Here is a 13,352-nt window from a genome sequence, read left to right on the forward strand (position 1 = left end):
CCGGGTGGCGTCGCCCTGCCTGCCCTGCGGTGGCTCAGGCGCGCTTGAAGAACTCCACCTCCGCGAGGGCGATCGGGCGGCCCGGGGCGGTTCCGGCGGCCTCCTGCACGGTGAGCCTCACCTGGGTGACGTCGCTGATGCCGGTCGCCACGGTCTGCGGGCCGGGCTGGTCGTTGAGCGTGACCCGCTGGCGGTGCACGGTGCCGTCCGAGGACGTGACGTCCAGGGCCAGCACGAGGGGGCGGGCCTGCTCCTGGAAGTGCTGCGGGTCGGCTGTGCCGCCGGTGTGGACGATCAGGTCGACGAGCCGGTAGGGGGTGCGGAAGTCGAAGGTGACGGAGTCCCCGATCGCGGGTGCTCCCCAGTAGGTGTTGGTGAGGCCGTCGTCGGCGGCCGCCGCCGGATGGCCCTCGACGGCGGCGCTCGCCGTGGTGCGGGAGGGGGCGATCGGGGCGGTGCTGCCGAGCTTGTCCCGCACGTCCTCGAAGGCCCGCCGGCCGGCCGGGTAGAGCAGGATCGCCGCGATCACGAGCGCGGCCAGCGCGAGCAGTGCGATGGTGCGGCGCAGCGCGGTGCCCGAGCCGCCGATCCGTGCCCGGCGGCGGAACGGCCAGCGGGTGCGCCACCAGGGGAGCGTCGGTGCGGCCGCGGTCGGGGTGAGCGGTGCGGCGCACCGGCGGCAGAAGCGGCGGTCGGGGAGGTTGGGCGTGCCGCAGCGGGGACAGGGCGGGCCCTCGGGGGTCTCGTCGGCTGCGGAGGGGCGGACGACGGGGCGGGCTGGGAGTGGCTTGGCGGGTTCGACGGCGACCGGGTCCGCCTTCACGGCGGGGGCGGGCGCGGGGGCCGGCTCCACGATCGGGGGCGGTTCGGGGGCAGGGACCGGTTCAGGGACCGGCAGCCGCGGCGCCTCGGGGGTGGGCGGCTCATCCTTCTTCGCACGCGTCACCCGTCGCGAGACCGCCCGCCAGGTGGATTCGGTGCGGGTGGTCCCGGGTTCGGTTGGCGCGGGCTCCGGCTCGCCCTTCGCGGGAGCCGGAGCAGGCGCAGGGCCAGGCGCAGGGCCGGGGCCAGGCACGGGGGCAGGCGCGGGGGCAGGCTCCGCCTTCGCCGCCGCACTGCGCGACCAGCCCAAATACGCACCGCAGTTCCCGCAGAAGTCGTCCCCCTCTCCGTTGGCCGTCCCGCACTCGGGGCACACCGGCATCCGTCAGCCCTCCGCTCGTCCGGGCAGCCCCGGTGGGCCGGGCAGGATCTCCACCCGGTAGGTCAGGTGGACCGGGCAGCCCGCCCTGACCACGGTCAGCACCTGCTCCGCGTCCAGGTCCGCACCGCTCAGGGGCCAGACCCGGACGAGCACCTCGCCGCCCCCGGCGGGCGGCAGGGCGGCACCGGGGACGGTCGACCAGGAGACGCCGCCGCCGTCCGCGATCTCGGCCCCGGCGCCCAGCACCAGCCGCAGCCGCTCGACGAGCCCGCGCCGGGTGCCGCGCCAGCGGTGGAGCTCCATGGCGCGCCCGACCATCGTGCGGCGCACCTCCTCCGGCCACGCCGGGTCGACGTCCACCGCGACCCAGGTCGCCAGCCACTCGAGGAAGTCGGCGGGCGCGAGGCGGGGCCCGAAGTAGGCGGGCAGGTTGTCCAGCGTCGCGAAGACGGGGGCGAGGACGGTGTCCAGGCCGGCCGTGAAGCGCTGGGCGAAGTCGTCGTCGGCGAAGAGCGCGGGCAGCAGTTCGCCGATGGGGTGCGGGCTCGGCAGCCCCGGGACGGCCGCGCGCGTCATGCGTCACCGTCCCCGCCCGGCGCCAACGCCGTGACCACCACCTGGTGCTGGTGGGAGAAGACCAGCGCGTCCGCCGGCACCTCGACCCGCTCGGCGGGCACGCCGCGGCGTCCGGTGATCGGGTCGGCCGGGAAGAGCCGCAGCTCCTCGACGCCCTGGACGGCGGCCACCTGCTGGAGCACCGCGAACACCTCCCCGTACTGCACCGCCCGCCCGAACGGCCAGCCCCTGCCGTCGGCGCCGCCGCGCAGCGGGTTGAGGTACCGGTACAGCGTGGCGAGCACCGCGTCGCGGACGCGGTCGGGGTCGGCGGAGCGGGTGGTGAGCCGGGCGACGACCGTGACGCCCTGGTAGGTGGGCGGCTGCACGGCGATCCGGGTGCCGATCAGCCGCCGTTCGTCGAGGGCCGACGCGACGGCGGCCAGGACCTGTTCGTCGGGGATCAGCTGCTCGAAGCGCAGCCGGTCGCCGTCGTCGGCGACCGCGTCGGGCACCACCAGCACGCGGACCGTACCCGCCTGGTCTCCGGCGGGCACGCAGCTGATCCGGGCGGCGGACGGCGCGGCCTGACGGGCGATCAGCTCGAAGTCGCCGGCGGTGACGGCGCGCTCCTGGAGCCGCAGCTGGTGCGGGGCGCGCAGCTTGGCGTTCTCGACGGTCTCGCCGTCCACGCCGCCCCGCGCTGCCTCTCGGTTGTCCACCCGGGCGATGTACGGGACGGAGCTGCGCAGCACGGTGATCGTGCCCCGGGCGACGTTGCCGGCCGTCCCGCCGCCGGTGCGGTAGTGCGGGACGCGCAGTCGGGCGCCCTTGGGCGGCACGGCGCCGAAGGAGCGGAGGGTGCCGTCGGGTTCCCGGACGGCGGGCGGGAACTGGAACTCGCCGGTGGTGGCGTCGAGCACCACGTGCCGGTCGGCCGGAGACGAGTCGCCGAAGTGCTCGACGACCGTCCACCGCTGCCAGCCCTCCCCCGCTGAGGCCTCGACGACGGGAGGTTCGCCGTCGAGCAGGACCGGCGGCCGGGCGAGCCGGAAGTGCTGTCCGGCGACACCTTCCGACGTGCCGAGCGAGGCGCCGGTGACGGACTGCGCGTGGACGACGGCCGTGGTGCCGCCGACGGTGAACACCTCGGCCCGGCGGACGGTCGGCGACTCCGAGTAGAACGGCTGGCCGGCCCGGGGCTCGGTGACGCGGCAGCGCAGCCACGCGGCCCGGCGGCCGGCGACGACCGACGCGGTGTGTCCGGCGGGCACGAACACCACGACCTCGCCGGGCCGGTTGAGCCCGCCGGTGGTGTCGCTCCCGGTCTCGCACGCGGTCCAGCGCGCGCCGTCCCACACCTCCCAGGCCAGCGGCGGCTGGCGCGGGTCGACGCCGACGCCCTCCACCCGGCTGTCGAGCCGGACGACCAGGATGCAGCGGGGCACGACGGCGGGCAGGGCGAAGAGCATCGCGTCGCCGACCGCGGGGCGCGGCTGGAAGCACGGCACGTCCGTCCCGTCGGCGAGCCGGTCCGTGACGTCGGTCTGTTCCCCGGAGGCGGAGAGCGTGACCAGGTGTTCCAGGGAGCTGGGGACGATCGGGAGGTCCTCGGCGGTGGCGAAGACCACCGCGTCGTCGGTCTCGGTGCGCAGCGTGGAGACTTCGGTGCCGGCCCGCAGGAGGACGGTCTCGGGCTGCGGGGCGGAGAGCCAGAAGTCGACGTCGGCGCGGGCGGCGGCGGGCGGGAAGAGCCGGATGCCGAGCAGGTCGAGGAAGGCGGAGTAGTTCTTCTCCGGCACCCGGTTGAGGCGGTAGAGCAGGTGGTCGACGAGGTAGGCGAAGGTCTCGATGAGGGTGACGCCGGGGTCGGAGACGTTGTGGTCGGTCCACTCGGGGGCGCGCTGTTGGACGTAGCGCTTGGCCTCGTCGACGAGTTGCTGGAAGCGGCGGTCGTCCAGGTTCGGGGAGGGCAGGGCCATCAGCGCACGCTCCCGTCGACGGTCCCGGGCGACTCCGGGATGGTGTAGAAGGGGAAGACGAGGTTGCGGCGGTCGTTCGTGGCGCGCACGGTGTAGTGGACGTCGATGTAGAGCGTGCCTTCGTCGACGCTGTCGAAGGCGATCGCGACGTCGTCGACCTCGATGCGCGGCTCCCAGCGTTCGAGGGCGATGCGCACCTCGCGGGCGATCCGGCCGGCGGTGGTGCTGTCGCCGGGGGCGAAGACGTACTCGTGGATGCCGCAGCCGAATTCCGGGCGCATCGGCCGCTCGCCGGGGGCGGTGCCGAGGATCAGTCGGATGGCCTCGGCGAGTTCCCGGTCGCGCTCGACCATGCCGATGCCGCCGGTGGCGTTGACGCGCAGCGGGAAGGCCCAGCCCCGGCCGATGAAGTTGCCGGTCACGCGACGCCTCCGATCAGGACGTTGAACGCGCCCACGGTGATGGTGGCGCCGCAGGTCGTCTTGTCGCCCATGCGGGCCGCGGGCAGGCCGCCGATGAGGACCACTCCCCTGGTCACGGAGCCGAGTTGGGGCTCGACGACGTTGGCGGGGCCCAGCTCCACGTGCGGGACGCAGGCGTGCACGCTGCCGACCACGGCGGCGGGGCGGCCGCCGATCAGGACGGTCTCGACGGCGAGGGCGCCCGGCGGCGGGGTGGTGAGGGCGCCGCCGTGGTCGGTGAGGTCGCCGGTCCGGGCTGCGGGGGGCATGTGCGGTCTCCAATCCGGGGGTGCCCGACGGGGGTTCGTGGGGCGCTTGCTGCCATGTGACTTCCGGTCAGTTGATGTGCACGAAAGCCCCCTTGATGACGGCCTGGGCCCCGCCGTCCACCGTCACGGCCGTCGTCCCGCGGACGGTCACCGACCCGCCGCGCACGTTCACCTCGCCGGTGCCCGCGTCGAGGGTGATGCCGGAGGAGGAAAGGCGGACCGTGCTTCCCCCCACGCTGCCCGCGCCGTGGACGATAAGGACGATCTCGCCGTTCTGCTGGTCCAGCTTGACCTCCAACTTCCCGTCCCCGCTTGCCAGCCGGACGCCGGACCTGCCGCCCGGAACGTCCAGCAGCTCCAGTCGGTGGCCTGAACGGGACACCACGGAACGGCGGTTGACCGTCCCGGAGGCCGTGTCCACGAGCGGCACGTCGTGCGGCGAAGGCCGGTCCACGCCGTTGTAGAGCCCGCCGAGCACGTACGGGCTGTCGAGGTCACCCTGCTCGAAGCCGACCAGGACCTCGTCGTTGACCTCGGGGCTCACCACGCCGCCGCCCCCGTGCCCGCCCCACTGCACGGTGCGCACCCAGTCGGAGACGTAAGTGTCGTCCAGCCAGGGGAACTTCAGCTTGACCCAGCCGCGCCGCCCGTCGCCCGGCTCGCGGACGTCGGTCACCACGGCGACGGCCAGGCCCGGCATCCGCGGCCCGCGCGGCGGCGCGTTGCCGCCGGTGGCCAGCCCTGCCAGCGAGCGGTCGGGCGAGGCGCTGACGACGACGGTGGTCCGGTAACCGCGGAACGGCTCGACGAGGTGGCGCACCCCGGTGGCGGTGTAGCGGCCGGAGAAGGCGGCGCCGACGTTCCCCAACGCGACCGCCGTGCCCGCCCGCAGCCGCGGATTGCCCTCGACGACCGCCTCCAGCTCGCCGAAGCCGGCGGCCACCGAGGCCGCCAGCGAGCGCGCCGCGGCCGTCGTCTCCGCCTGGGTGCGGTACGGCGTGTCGGCGACGGTCAGCCGGGCCGGCCCCGCGAAGGCGGAGGCCGCCGCCGAGGGGCTCATGCCCGGCTGCACGGTCCGGGAGGTCACCGAGGGTTCGACGGCCACCAGCGCGCTGTTGGTCGTCACGTTCCAGCCGCGCACCTCGACGGTGTCCGCGCCCGCGCCGCCCGTCAGCACGCCCCGCAGCTCCAGCAGGTTGCGGCCGTACTCCAGCACCAGCGGGCTCTGCGGCGCCGGCGTGGACGGCGCCGGCGCGCCGGACGCGGGCTCGGGCTTGACGAACTCCAGCCGCCCGTCGTCGTCGGCCCGCACCTGCGCGCCGCTCTCCTGTGCCAGGAACTGGAGGAACTCCCAGTCCGACACGTTCGCCTGGGACAGTTGCTGGTGAACCACCGGGAAGGAGTCGACCTTCCCGCAGGTCAGCCCCGCGTGGCGACCTCGCGGACGATGTCGGCGGTCGTCATGTTCCGGAACGCCTTCACCCGGCGCCCGCGCATCAGCCGGTGCGTGACCGCCGACGCCCGTACCACGGTGTACGAGCCGGTGGTGTCCACCTCCAGCTCCAGCGCCGTCACCTCCCCCGTGAACAGCCGCACCTGCGTGTGCCCCTGCACGGTGACCACGGACACCCGCACCTTCGTGCCGATGGTGATGCCCGTCGCGGTGAGGAAGGCGTGGTCGGCGTCCCGGAAGGTCAGGACGGCGGTGTCGGGCAGGGCGACGCTCTCCTCGATGTCGCAGGACACCAGCTGCGCCGCCCACGCCGGCGGCAGCGGTCCCGGCGCCTCGACGACTGGATCCGCGGCGAACGGCCGGCCGCCCCGGGCCTCGGGGGTCGTCACGCGCGCCCTCCCCGGGTGAGCTCGTCGATCCCCGGCACGATCAGCTCCGCGCCGGGGAGGAGGGCCAGCGGGTCGTCGACGTCGTTGGCCTCCGCGATCGTGCGCCAGGCCGTCGCGTCCCCGTACGCCCGCCAGGCGAGCATCGGGAGGGTGTCGCCCGCGATCACCCGGTGGGTGCTGCGCGCCTCCGGCGAGCCCGAGGTCGGGTTCTGGCCGGCCGGGTCGACGCTGGCCTCGTCGATCGTGAGCGAGCAGGTCGCGCGCAGCGGATTGCCGTTGACGTCGAAGAGCGTGTAGGTGACGGACAGGCCGGTCAGCACGCCGTTGAACGAGGTCGTCTTCAGCGTGCCCCAGTCCAGCCGGATCCACGGACTGGCCGGCGTCTTGCGCGCCAGGCTCGTCGGGGTCGGCACGCACGCCGTCATCAGCTGCTCCACCGCCCGCTCCACCGAGTCGTCGTGCGTCGCCGTCGAGTCCAGGAACACGTCGAGCGACAGCGACCGCGGCCCGCTGCCGACGAACTCCGGCAGCGCGGACTGGCCCGCCATCCGGGACGGCGTGCGCCGCCACTCGGTCGTCTTGCGCAGCACCAGGGTCGCCGGGTTGAACTGCAGCGGAAGCCGCGCGATCGCCCCGCCGGGCTGGGCACCGACCGTGGACGGGGGCTCCATGATGGTCAGTTGGGCCCGCGTGACGCTCGCGGGGACCGCTGGGGACATCCTTGCTGCTCCTCGGGGTGGACGGAATGGGTGCGGGCGGACTCTCAGGAGGGGCGCAGGCCCGCGTGGGCGATCTCCAGCGTCTCCATCGCCGCCTGGGAGTTGGAGGGGTCGAAGGACGGCCCCTCCCACCGCACCGGGACGATCCCGAGCACCTGCCAACCCACGATCCGGCTCAGGTCCGGCCGCAGGGCCACGATCTCGCCGTCCTTCGGCTCGACCTTCCGGACGATCTCCCCCAGCCAGCGCGCGATCTTGGCGGTGTCGGCGGTGACCGCGCGCGTCAGCGTGATGTTCGACCAGGTGATCCGGCCCGGCAGCTGCCACGCGAAGCCGTTGTTGCCGCCCTCCGCGTACTGCTCGATCTCCACCTGCGCGCCGAGCCCCGAGCAGGTGGCGAAGTCGCCCAGGTCGTTGCCGCCGATGGTCAGGCTGAAGAACACGCTGCTGGCGAAGATGTTGTCGGTCATCGGTCCGTTCCCCGTCCCCTGCTTGCTTCCTGCGGTCAGCTTCCTGCGTCCGGCCCCGCTGTCGTCCCCGCTCAGCGGCGCATGTCGTACGGCCTCCCGGCGCGCTCCCTGCCCCTGCGCACCTCGGTGCGCAGCAGGCGGCCCACCGGTTCGACGAGGCGCCGGGCCAGGTCGTCGAGGTCGGCGGGGCCGGGGGCGGTCGCCTCGCGCGGGGCCGCTTGGGAGGCCGGGGGTGAAGGCGTCTGAACGGTGGTCGGTTTCCGCGCCGGCACGGCGGTCAGCGGCACGCCGGACAGCCCCGCCTGCTCGGCCACCCGTTGGAGCGTCTGCGCCGTGACGGGTGACGGTGGCGCGGCCGGGAGGGTGCGCTGCACGGCGGGCGGAGGCGGCGCTGCGGGCGGCTGCGCCGGGGACGGCTGCGGGATCCGGGCGAGGGACGGCAGCCGCTGGACCGTCGGAGCCGCGACGGGCGCGGGCCGGACCAGCGGGAGGCGCTGGGCGGTCACCGGGGTGGCGGACGGGCCGGACGCGGTGCGACTCGGGCCCGGTACGGGGGCGGGCTCGCGGGTGCTCCTGTCGGTGCTCAGCGGCAGCGCTGCCGCTGTGCCGGCGACCGGTGCCGCAGCGGGAAACGTCGAACTCCCCCACGGTGACGGCCGATCGTCCTCGCGTTGCGGGGAGTGCGCGGTGACCGATCGCTGCACAGCCGCCCTCGCGCCGGATCCCGACGAACGTCGGGAACGCCAGCGTTGAACCGCCGCCACGACCCCGCGCCCGCCTGAGGACCGTCCCGCACCGGCTGCGGCCTCGGCCACCGTCCGCCCGCCCGGCACCGCCGATTCACCGGGAGCCCCCGCCGAAGCCGAGCTCTCCCATGGCAAAGGGCGATCGACCGGCACGCGTTCCTCCCTGCCGTCCGACGAACCTCGTGAACGTCGAACCGCGGCCGCCCCGCCAGGCCTCGCCGACACGTGGGCCTCCCCAGGAGACCCGAGCGCATGAGGCCAGGTCGCCGGAACCACCGGCGGAGCGGGCGCCGCGCTCGTCCCGGTGGGAATGCTGCTACCGGTGGCCGCCGACGACCCGGCGAGGGCGACGGCCATGCGGCGAGCGCTGATCAACCCTCGCCTGGGGCCGACGACGTCCGCGTCCCGCTGCACGGCCCGGCCACCGCCGACCGGACGCACCGGAACCACGACGGGGGCCGCAGCACCGGATTGGGGCACGGAAGCCCTCGACGGCGGCGTGTTCGAGCCATCCACCCGCAGCTCGTCGTGCCCTTCCCCTCCTTCCCCGACACGTCCACCAGGGAGGTCTGTTGCCCGCTGCGTGCCGTCGACGACGGCACGCTGAACGGGCATCCCTTCACCGATGGCCGAGGCGCCCGGTTCCCGTGCCGTCGCCGCCGCACCGGAGCCCATGACCCGTCGGACCGGCCGTCGCTCGCCCAGCACCGGAGCGATGCCGCCGGGCACGCCGTGTTCCGCCGCCGTCCCGCTCCCGCGTCCGACCGGAGGTCGCCCACCGGGCCCAGCCGCCGTCGGCGGCAAGGCCTCGAGGGGCGCGCCCAGGCCGCCACGTGTACGGGCGGAGGCGCCATCGGGCCGCGTCCGTCCCACGGGTGCCTCGGACGGCACACGCTGCACAGGTACGTCACCGGCGGACCCGCGCTTGGACGCAGACGGCGCCGGGCCACCCCGACCAGGCGCCTCGGACGACTCACCCTGCACGGGCACGTCACCGGCGGACCCGCGCTTGGACGCAGACGGCGCCGGGCCACCCCGACCAGGCGCCTCGGACGGCACACCCTGCACGGGCACGTCACGGACGGACTCGCGCTTGGACGCAGACGGCGCCGGGCCACCCCGACCAGGCGCCTCGGACGACGCACGCTGCACGGGCACGTCACGGACAGACTCGCGCCTGGGACGGGACTGTTCCGGGCGGCCCCGGTCAGGAGTTCCGTCGGGCCCGGACCGTCCCGTCGGCGCTTCGGAGCGCACGCGTTGGACGGGCGCATCACCGACGGCCCCACGCCGCGAACGGGACGGCGTCGCGTTTCCCCGGTCAGGTGTACCTGCCACGGGACCGGTGCCGCCCGCGTCAGCCGGGACCACTGGCATGGTCACCGAGCCGGAATCCGCCGTCGGACCGACAGTGGCCGCAGGCGCGGCGCTCGCCGGCAACGCCGCCATGGGTTCGCCGAGAACCGGGCGGGCGGGTCCGCCCTCCCCCGGCACGACGGTGGCACGCTGGACCGGCCGCTCGGCCCGCCCTTCCGACGTCGGCGCGGCCGTCCGGACAGGAACCTCGTCACCCGCGGCCGCGACGGGCTGCGCCCCACCCACGACTTCAGGTGTCCTGCCCGAACCGCGAACAACCGCAACGGGACGCACCGACACGCCACGGGGACGCCGCGCCACGGTCAGCGACTGACCAACCGGACGCAACCGCACCGCACCGCCGACCGAGCGCGCCTCGGCATCCCCACCCTCGGGCGCGGCGGCCCCCGACCGGCCCGGCACCAGGCCTGTCGTCGACCCGCCATCACCGTCGGCGCCGCCCTGCGAACCGGCCGGCCGCACCGCGCGCCGCACCGCCCGCACGGGAAGCCTCCGCACTGCCCCGACACGCTGAACGGACCGCTGAACGGACCGCTGCACCGACCGAACCCCGCCCGGCTCCTCCTCGACACCCTCGCCCCACACGTCCGGCAGCACGAGCTCGTCCCCGCCCGAGAGCGTCGACGGCGCACCCGGTACCGCCACCGCCCGCAGGATCCCCACCGGAGCGCCCGGATGGACGGCGTGCCCGAGCGAGCCGCAGAGCGAAGGATCCTGCCAGGAGGCGAGGCGGGAACGGAAGTTCAGCCCGTCACTGACACCGCGCACGGCGCCGCCCAGGGTCGGTGCCAGCGGCGCGACCTCCCGCCACCCCCCGTCCCCCGGCGCCAGCGGACGCCGCCGCTCGGCAGCACCGGCCCCAACGTCCTCCACGCCCTCATCCCGCCCCCGGCCGAGCCGGTCCCGCAGCCCCATCCGTCGCTCACCCACCCTCGCTGATGCGGGTGTTGAGGCGCGCGATCTCGCGTACCCACTGCCGGCGCTCGTGGTGGGTCAGGTCGAGGATGTCCTCGCGCTGCCAGTGGAAGTGGTAGGCGATGTACGCGACCTCCTCGTGCAGCCGAGCAGGCGCGTACGTCACGATTCCCCCAGGCGCCCACCGGCGAGGTCGACTTCGAAGGCGCCGTCGCAGTGCGGGCAGGTCACGGCGGCGCGGGTGTGCCCCTCGCTGTTGACGCGGTGGTAGAGGTCCTGGAGGAACGCGACGTCGGTCGCGTACATCCGCTCGACGACGCCGGCGTGCACGTCGGTGAGGTCGCCGAGCCGCGTGATGACGTGGCTGAGCAGCACGACGCTCAGGTAGGCCGGGTTCTCCTTGACGCGCAGGTCGATCTGCGGCATCAGTTCGTCGCGGGCGGTGGCCCGGCGCATGGCGCCGTAGCGGTGGACGGTGCCCTCGTCGTCGACGTACCCGAGCGGCAGTTCGAACTCGAACTCGGTGTGCGGCGCACGCCCCCGGGACGCGGCCGGCCCCGCCTGTCCCGACGCCTGGTGCTGCTGCGGCGCGCTGTTCTGCTGGGCGGCGGGGGCCCGTTCCAGCAGCTCGTCCAGTCCGATCTTGCGCCTCACTCGACCGAGATCTCCTCGAACACGATGGTCACGGTCTCCGTCGCCGGGCTGGATTCGCCCGCGCTGAGCGTGGGTCCCTCCCAGCGGCTCGCCCAGGCGTTGGTGAGCTGGATGCGGCGCAGGGTGGCGCCGGTGGTGTCCTTGACCTCGATGGTGAGGTTCTGGCGCGCGGTGTTGATCGCCCCGTTGTTGAGGGTCTCCTTGATCCAGTTGGAGAACGCGCTGCTCTTGTCCAGGCCGCGGGTGATCGTCACCTCGCCGGGCAGCCGGGCACCGGGCTGCTTGCGGACGATGAGCTTGCCCTCCTGGGTCACCTGCTTGTACTCGACGACGTCCTGTTCGACCGTGAGGTTGCTGACCTCCTTCACCGACTCGACGTTGTAGCCGCCGAGCTGGACGCCGAATATGTGTGTGGAGAGCGGATCGCCTTCAGCCATGGCGTGCTGTCACCTTCCCATTCCCGTACGTGCCGACGGTGCCGGTCACTCGTTGACGAGGCTCGTGCTGTCGGAGAACTGGGCGAGCCGGAACACCACGAACTCCGCGGGCTTCACCGGCGAGACCCCGATCTCACAGATCACCTGTCCGAGGTCGATCGACTCCGGCGGGTTGTTGTCGCGGTCGCACTTGACGTAGAACGCCTCGGCCGCGGTCTGGCCGAACAGGGCGCCGCGCCGCCACTCCTCGGTGAGGAACGCGGTGATGTTCCGGCGGATGCTGGACCACAGCCGGTCGTCGTTGGGCTCGAACACCACCCACTGGGTGCCGATCAGGATCGACTCCTCCAGGTAGTTGAACAGCCGGCGCACGTTCAGGTACCGCCACGCCGGGTCGGAGGAGAGGGTGCGCGCGCCCCAGATCCGGATGCCGCGCCCGGGGAACGCCCGCACGCAGTTGACCCCGATCGGGTTGAGGAGGTCCTGCTCGCCCTTGCTGAGACGGATCTCCAGGTCGACCGCGCCGCGGATGACCTCGTTGGCCGGCGCCTTGTGCACGCCGCGCTCGGCGTCGCTGCGCGCCCACACCCCGGCGACGTGCCCGCTCGGCGGGACCAGCACGTTGCGGCCGGTGGCCGGGTCGAAGACCTTGATCCACGGGTAGTAGAGGGCGGCGTAGCGGGAGTCGAAGCCGGCCTCGTCGTTGCGCCAGGTGCGCATCTGCTGGGCGTTGAGGCCAGGCGGCGGGTCGAGGACGGCGATCCGGTCACCCATCTGCTCGCAGTGGGACATCACCGCCAGCTGCACCGTCCGCAGGCCCTCGTCGTCGAGGTCGCCGCGCTGGTGGGCGCTCATCAGGTCGGGCACGGCGACCATGGTGATCTCGTCGATCGCCTCCAGGCCGGAGAAGCCCGTCCTGGCCGCGGCGTCGCCGACGTACTCGGCCGGGTCGAGCCGCGCGGGCGCGGCCGGCGCGGGGGCCGGGGCGGCGGCGAGCGCGTGGGTCTGGCGCTCGGGGCGGCTCGGCGCGGTGCCGGGCTGCTCGGCGACGGCGACCAGCTTGGACTCCCGCAGCTGCGTGACGACGTAGCCCTTGGTGTTCCGGCGGGTCGAGACGTCGTACGTCTCCACGACCTCGGCGCCCTTGCGGACCAGCACGCGGTACCGGTCCTCGGGGACGTTCTCGCCCTCGGCGTCCGCGATCTCCACGGACACGTCACCGCCCGCGCCGGGCAGGGCCGAGAAGAGGAAGCCGGAGACGGCGACGGGCGGCGGCGCCACCGGACCGGGCACGACGCCGGGCGCCCGCCGGGCCGGGTCGCCGACCCGGACGACGTAGGCCGAGCCGCCGCCGTTGGCGAAGAAGCCGTACACGGCGTGCGCGAGGTAGGTGCCCTCGGTGAAACCGCCGAACCGCTGGACGTACTGGTCCCAGGTGGTCACCAGCGTGGGCTCGTGGAACGGACCCGCCTCGGCGAAGCCGACGAACGCGGCGACGGCCGTGCCGACGCCCTCGATCGGGCGGGCACCGGACTGGACCTCCTCCACGTACACGCCCGGTGTGAGGTACGACGGCATTCGCGCTCCTTCGGGTGGCAGGTCGGTCGCCCCCGAGTCTGCTGCCCGCACGGCGCCCGGGGACATGTCCGACGGTCCCCGACCGGGGGCAGCGACGACTGTCCCCGGCGGGCACTCCCAGCCGTCGCATCCGGCACAGCGGG

Annotated in this window: 12 protein-coding genes and 2 pseudogenes; all 14 read right to left on the reverse strand. The window is 74.4% G+C overall.

The window, feature by feature from the left end; all coding sequences use genetic code 11:
• Positions 1 to 34 precede the first annotated feature (34 nt).
• Positions 35 to 853 carry a zinc ribbon domain-containing protein gene (locus tag PUR71_RS09750; protein WP_329926121.1) on the reverse strand — a complete coding sequence of 273 codons (819 nt, stop codon included), beginning with the start codon at positions 851 to 853 and terminating at the stop codon, positions 35 to 37.
• Positions 854 to 1,138: 285 nt separating this feature from the next.
• Positions 1,139 to 1,204: pseudogene (locus PUR71_RS41225) on the reverse strand (zinc-ribbon domain-containing protein); the annotation flags it as partial.
• Between the two features lie 3 nt (positions 1,205 to 1,207).
• Positions 1,208 to 1,780: a phage tail protein gene (locus tag PUR71_RS09755; RefSeq protein WP_329926123.1), complete on the reverse strand. Its 573-nt coding sequence runs from the start codon at positions 1,778 to 1,780 to the stop codon at positions 1,208 to 1,210.
• Entirely contained in the window at positions 1,777 to 3,741 is a 1,965-nt protein-coding gene (locus tag PUR71_RS09760; protein WP_329926125.1) for a putative baseplate assembly protein, read from the reverse strand. The genes PUR71_RS09755 and PUR71_RS09760 overlap by 4 nt, the downstream gene beginning before the upstream one ends.
• On the reverse strand, positions 3,741 to 4,163 hold the full coding sequence (locus PUR71_RS09765) for a GPW/gp25 family protein (protein ID WP_329926127.1): 423 nt from the start codon (positions 4,161 to 4,163) through the stop codon (positions 3,741 to 3,743). Before PUR71_RS09765 ends, PUR71_RS09760 begins: the two co-directional genes overlap by 1 nt.
• A complete protein-coding gene (locus PUR71_RS09770; protein ID WP_329926129.1) occupies positions 4,160 to 4,471 on the reverse strand; it encodes a PAAR domain-containing protein in 312 nt (103 codons plus the stop codon). Before PUR71_RS09770 ends, PUR71_RS09765 begins: the two co-directional genes overlap by 4 nt.
• A gap of 67 nt (positions 4,472 to 4,538) precedes the next feature.
• Positions 4,539 to 6,313: pseudogene (locus PUR71_RS09775) on the reverse strand (VgrG-related protein).
• Positions 6,310 to 7,032, reverse strand: a complete 723-nt coding sequence (locus PUR71_RS09780; protein WP_329926131.1) for a CIS tube protein — start codon at positions 7,030 to 7,032, stop codon at positions 6,310 to 6,312. The pseudogene PUR71_RS09775 and the gene PUR71_RS09780 overlap by 4 nt, the downstream one beginning before the upstream one ends.
• Positions 7,033 to 7,076: 44 nt before the next feature.
• On the reverse strand, positions 7,077 to 7,502 hold the full coding sequence (locus PUR71_RS09785; RefSeq protein WP_329926133.1) for a phage tail protein: 426 nt from the start codon (positions 7,500 to 7,502) through the stop codon (positions 7,077 to 7,079).
• Between the two features lie 71 nt (positions 7,503 to 7,573).
• Complete coding sequence (locus PUR71_RS09790; RefSeq protein ID WP_329926135.1) at positions 7,574 to 8,008, reverse strand: hypothetical protein; 435 nt, start codon at positions 8,006 to 8,008, stop codon at positions 7,574 to 7,576.
• A 2,539-nt stretch (positions 8,009 to 10,547) separates the two neighbouring features.
• Positions 10,548 to 10,706 carry a DUF6760 family protein gene (locus PUR71_RS09795; protein WP_329926137.1) on the reverse strand — a complete coding sequence of 53 codons (159 nt, stop codon included), beginning with the start codon at positions 10,704 to 10,706 and terminating at the stop codon, positions 10,548 to 10,550.
• Entirely contained in the window at positions 10,703 to 11,194 is a 492-nt protein-coding gene (locus PUR71_RS09800) for a hypothetical protein (RefSeq protein WP_329926139.1), read from the reverse strand. Before PUR71_RS09800 ends, PUR71_RS09795 begins: the two co-directional genes overlap by 4 nt.
• Complete coding sequence (locus PUR71_RS09805) at positions 11,191 to 11,631, reverse strand: phage tail protein (RefSeq protein WP_329926141.1); 441 nt, start codon at positions 11,629 to 11,631, stop codon at positions 11,191 to 11,193. Before PUR71_RS09805 ends, PUR71_RS09800 begins: the two co-directional genes overlap by 4 nt.
• Positions 11,632 to 11,676: 45 nt before the next feature.
• Positions 11,677 to 13,209 carry a phage tail sheath family protein gene (locus PUR71_RS09810; RefSeq protein ID WP_329926142.1) on the reverse strand — a complete coding sequence of 511 codons (1,533 nt, stop codon included), beginning with the start codon at positions 13,207 to 13,209 and terminating at the stop codon, positions 11,677 to 11,679.
• Positions 13,210 to 13,352 lie beyond the last annotated feature (143 nt).

Origin of the sequence: Streptomyces sp. SP17BM10 (genome assembly GCF_036322405.1) — a bacterium.
GTDB lineage: Bacteria > Actinomycetota > Actinomycetes > Streptomycetales > Streptomycetaceae > Kitasatospora.

Excerpts from the sequence above, each read along its gene's own strand:
- PUR71_RS09755 (WP_329926123.1), bottom strand. The coding sequence starts at position 1,780 with ATGACGCGCGCGGCCGTCCCGGGGCTGCCGAGCCCGCACCCCATCGGC.
- PUR71_RS09760 (WP_329926125.1), bottom strand. The coding sequence starts at position 3,741 with ATGGCCCTGCCCTCCCCGAACCTGGACGACCGCCGCTTCCAGCAACTC.
- PUR71_RS09770 (WP_329926129.1), bottom strand. The coding sequence starts at position 4,471 with ATGCCCCCCGCAGCCCGGACCGGCGACCTCACCGACCACGGCGGCGCC.
- PUR71_RS09780 (WP_329926131.1), bottom strand. The coding sequence starts at position 7,032 with ATGTCCCCAGCGGTCCCCGCGAGCGTCACGCGGGCCCAACTGACCATC.
- PUR71_RS09785 (WP_329926133.1), bottom strand. The coding sequence starts at position 7,502 with ATGACCGACAACATCTTCGCCAGCAGCGTGTTCTTCAGCCTGACCATC.
- PUR71_RS09805 (WP_329926141.1), bottom strand. The coding sequence starts at position 11,631 with ATGGCTGAAGGCGATCCGCTCTCCACACACATATTCGGCGTCCAGCTC.
- PUR71_RS09810 (WP_329926142.1), bottom strand. The coding sequence starts at position 13,209 with ATGCCGTCGTACCTCACACCGGGCGTGTACGTGGAGGAGGTCCAGTCC.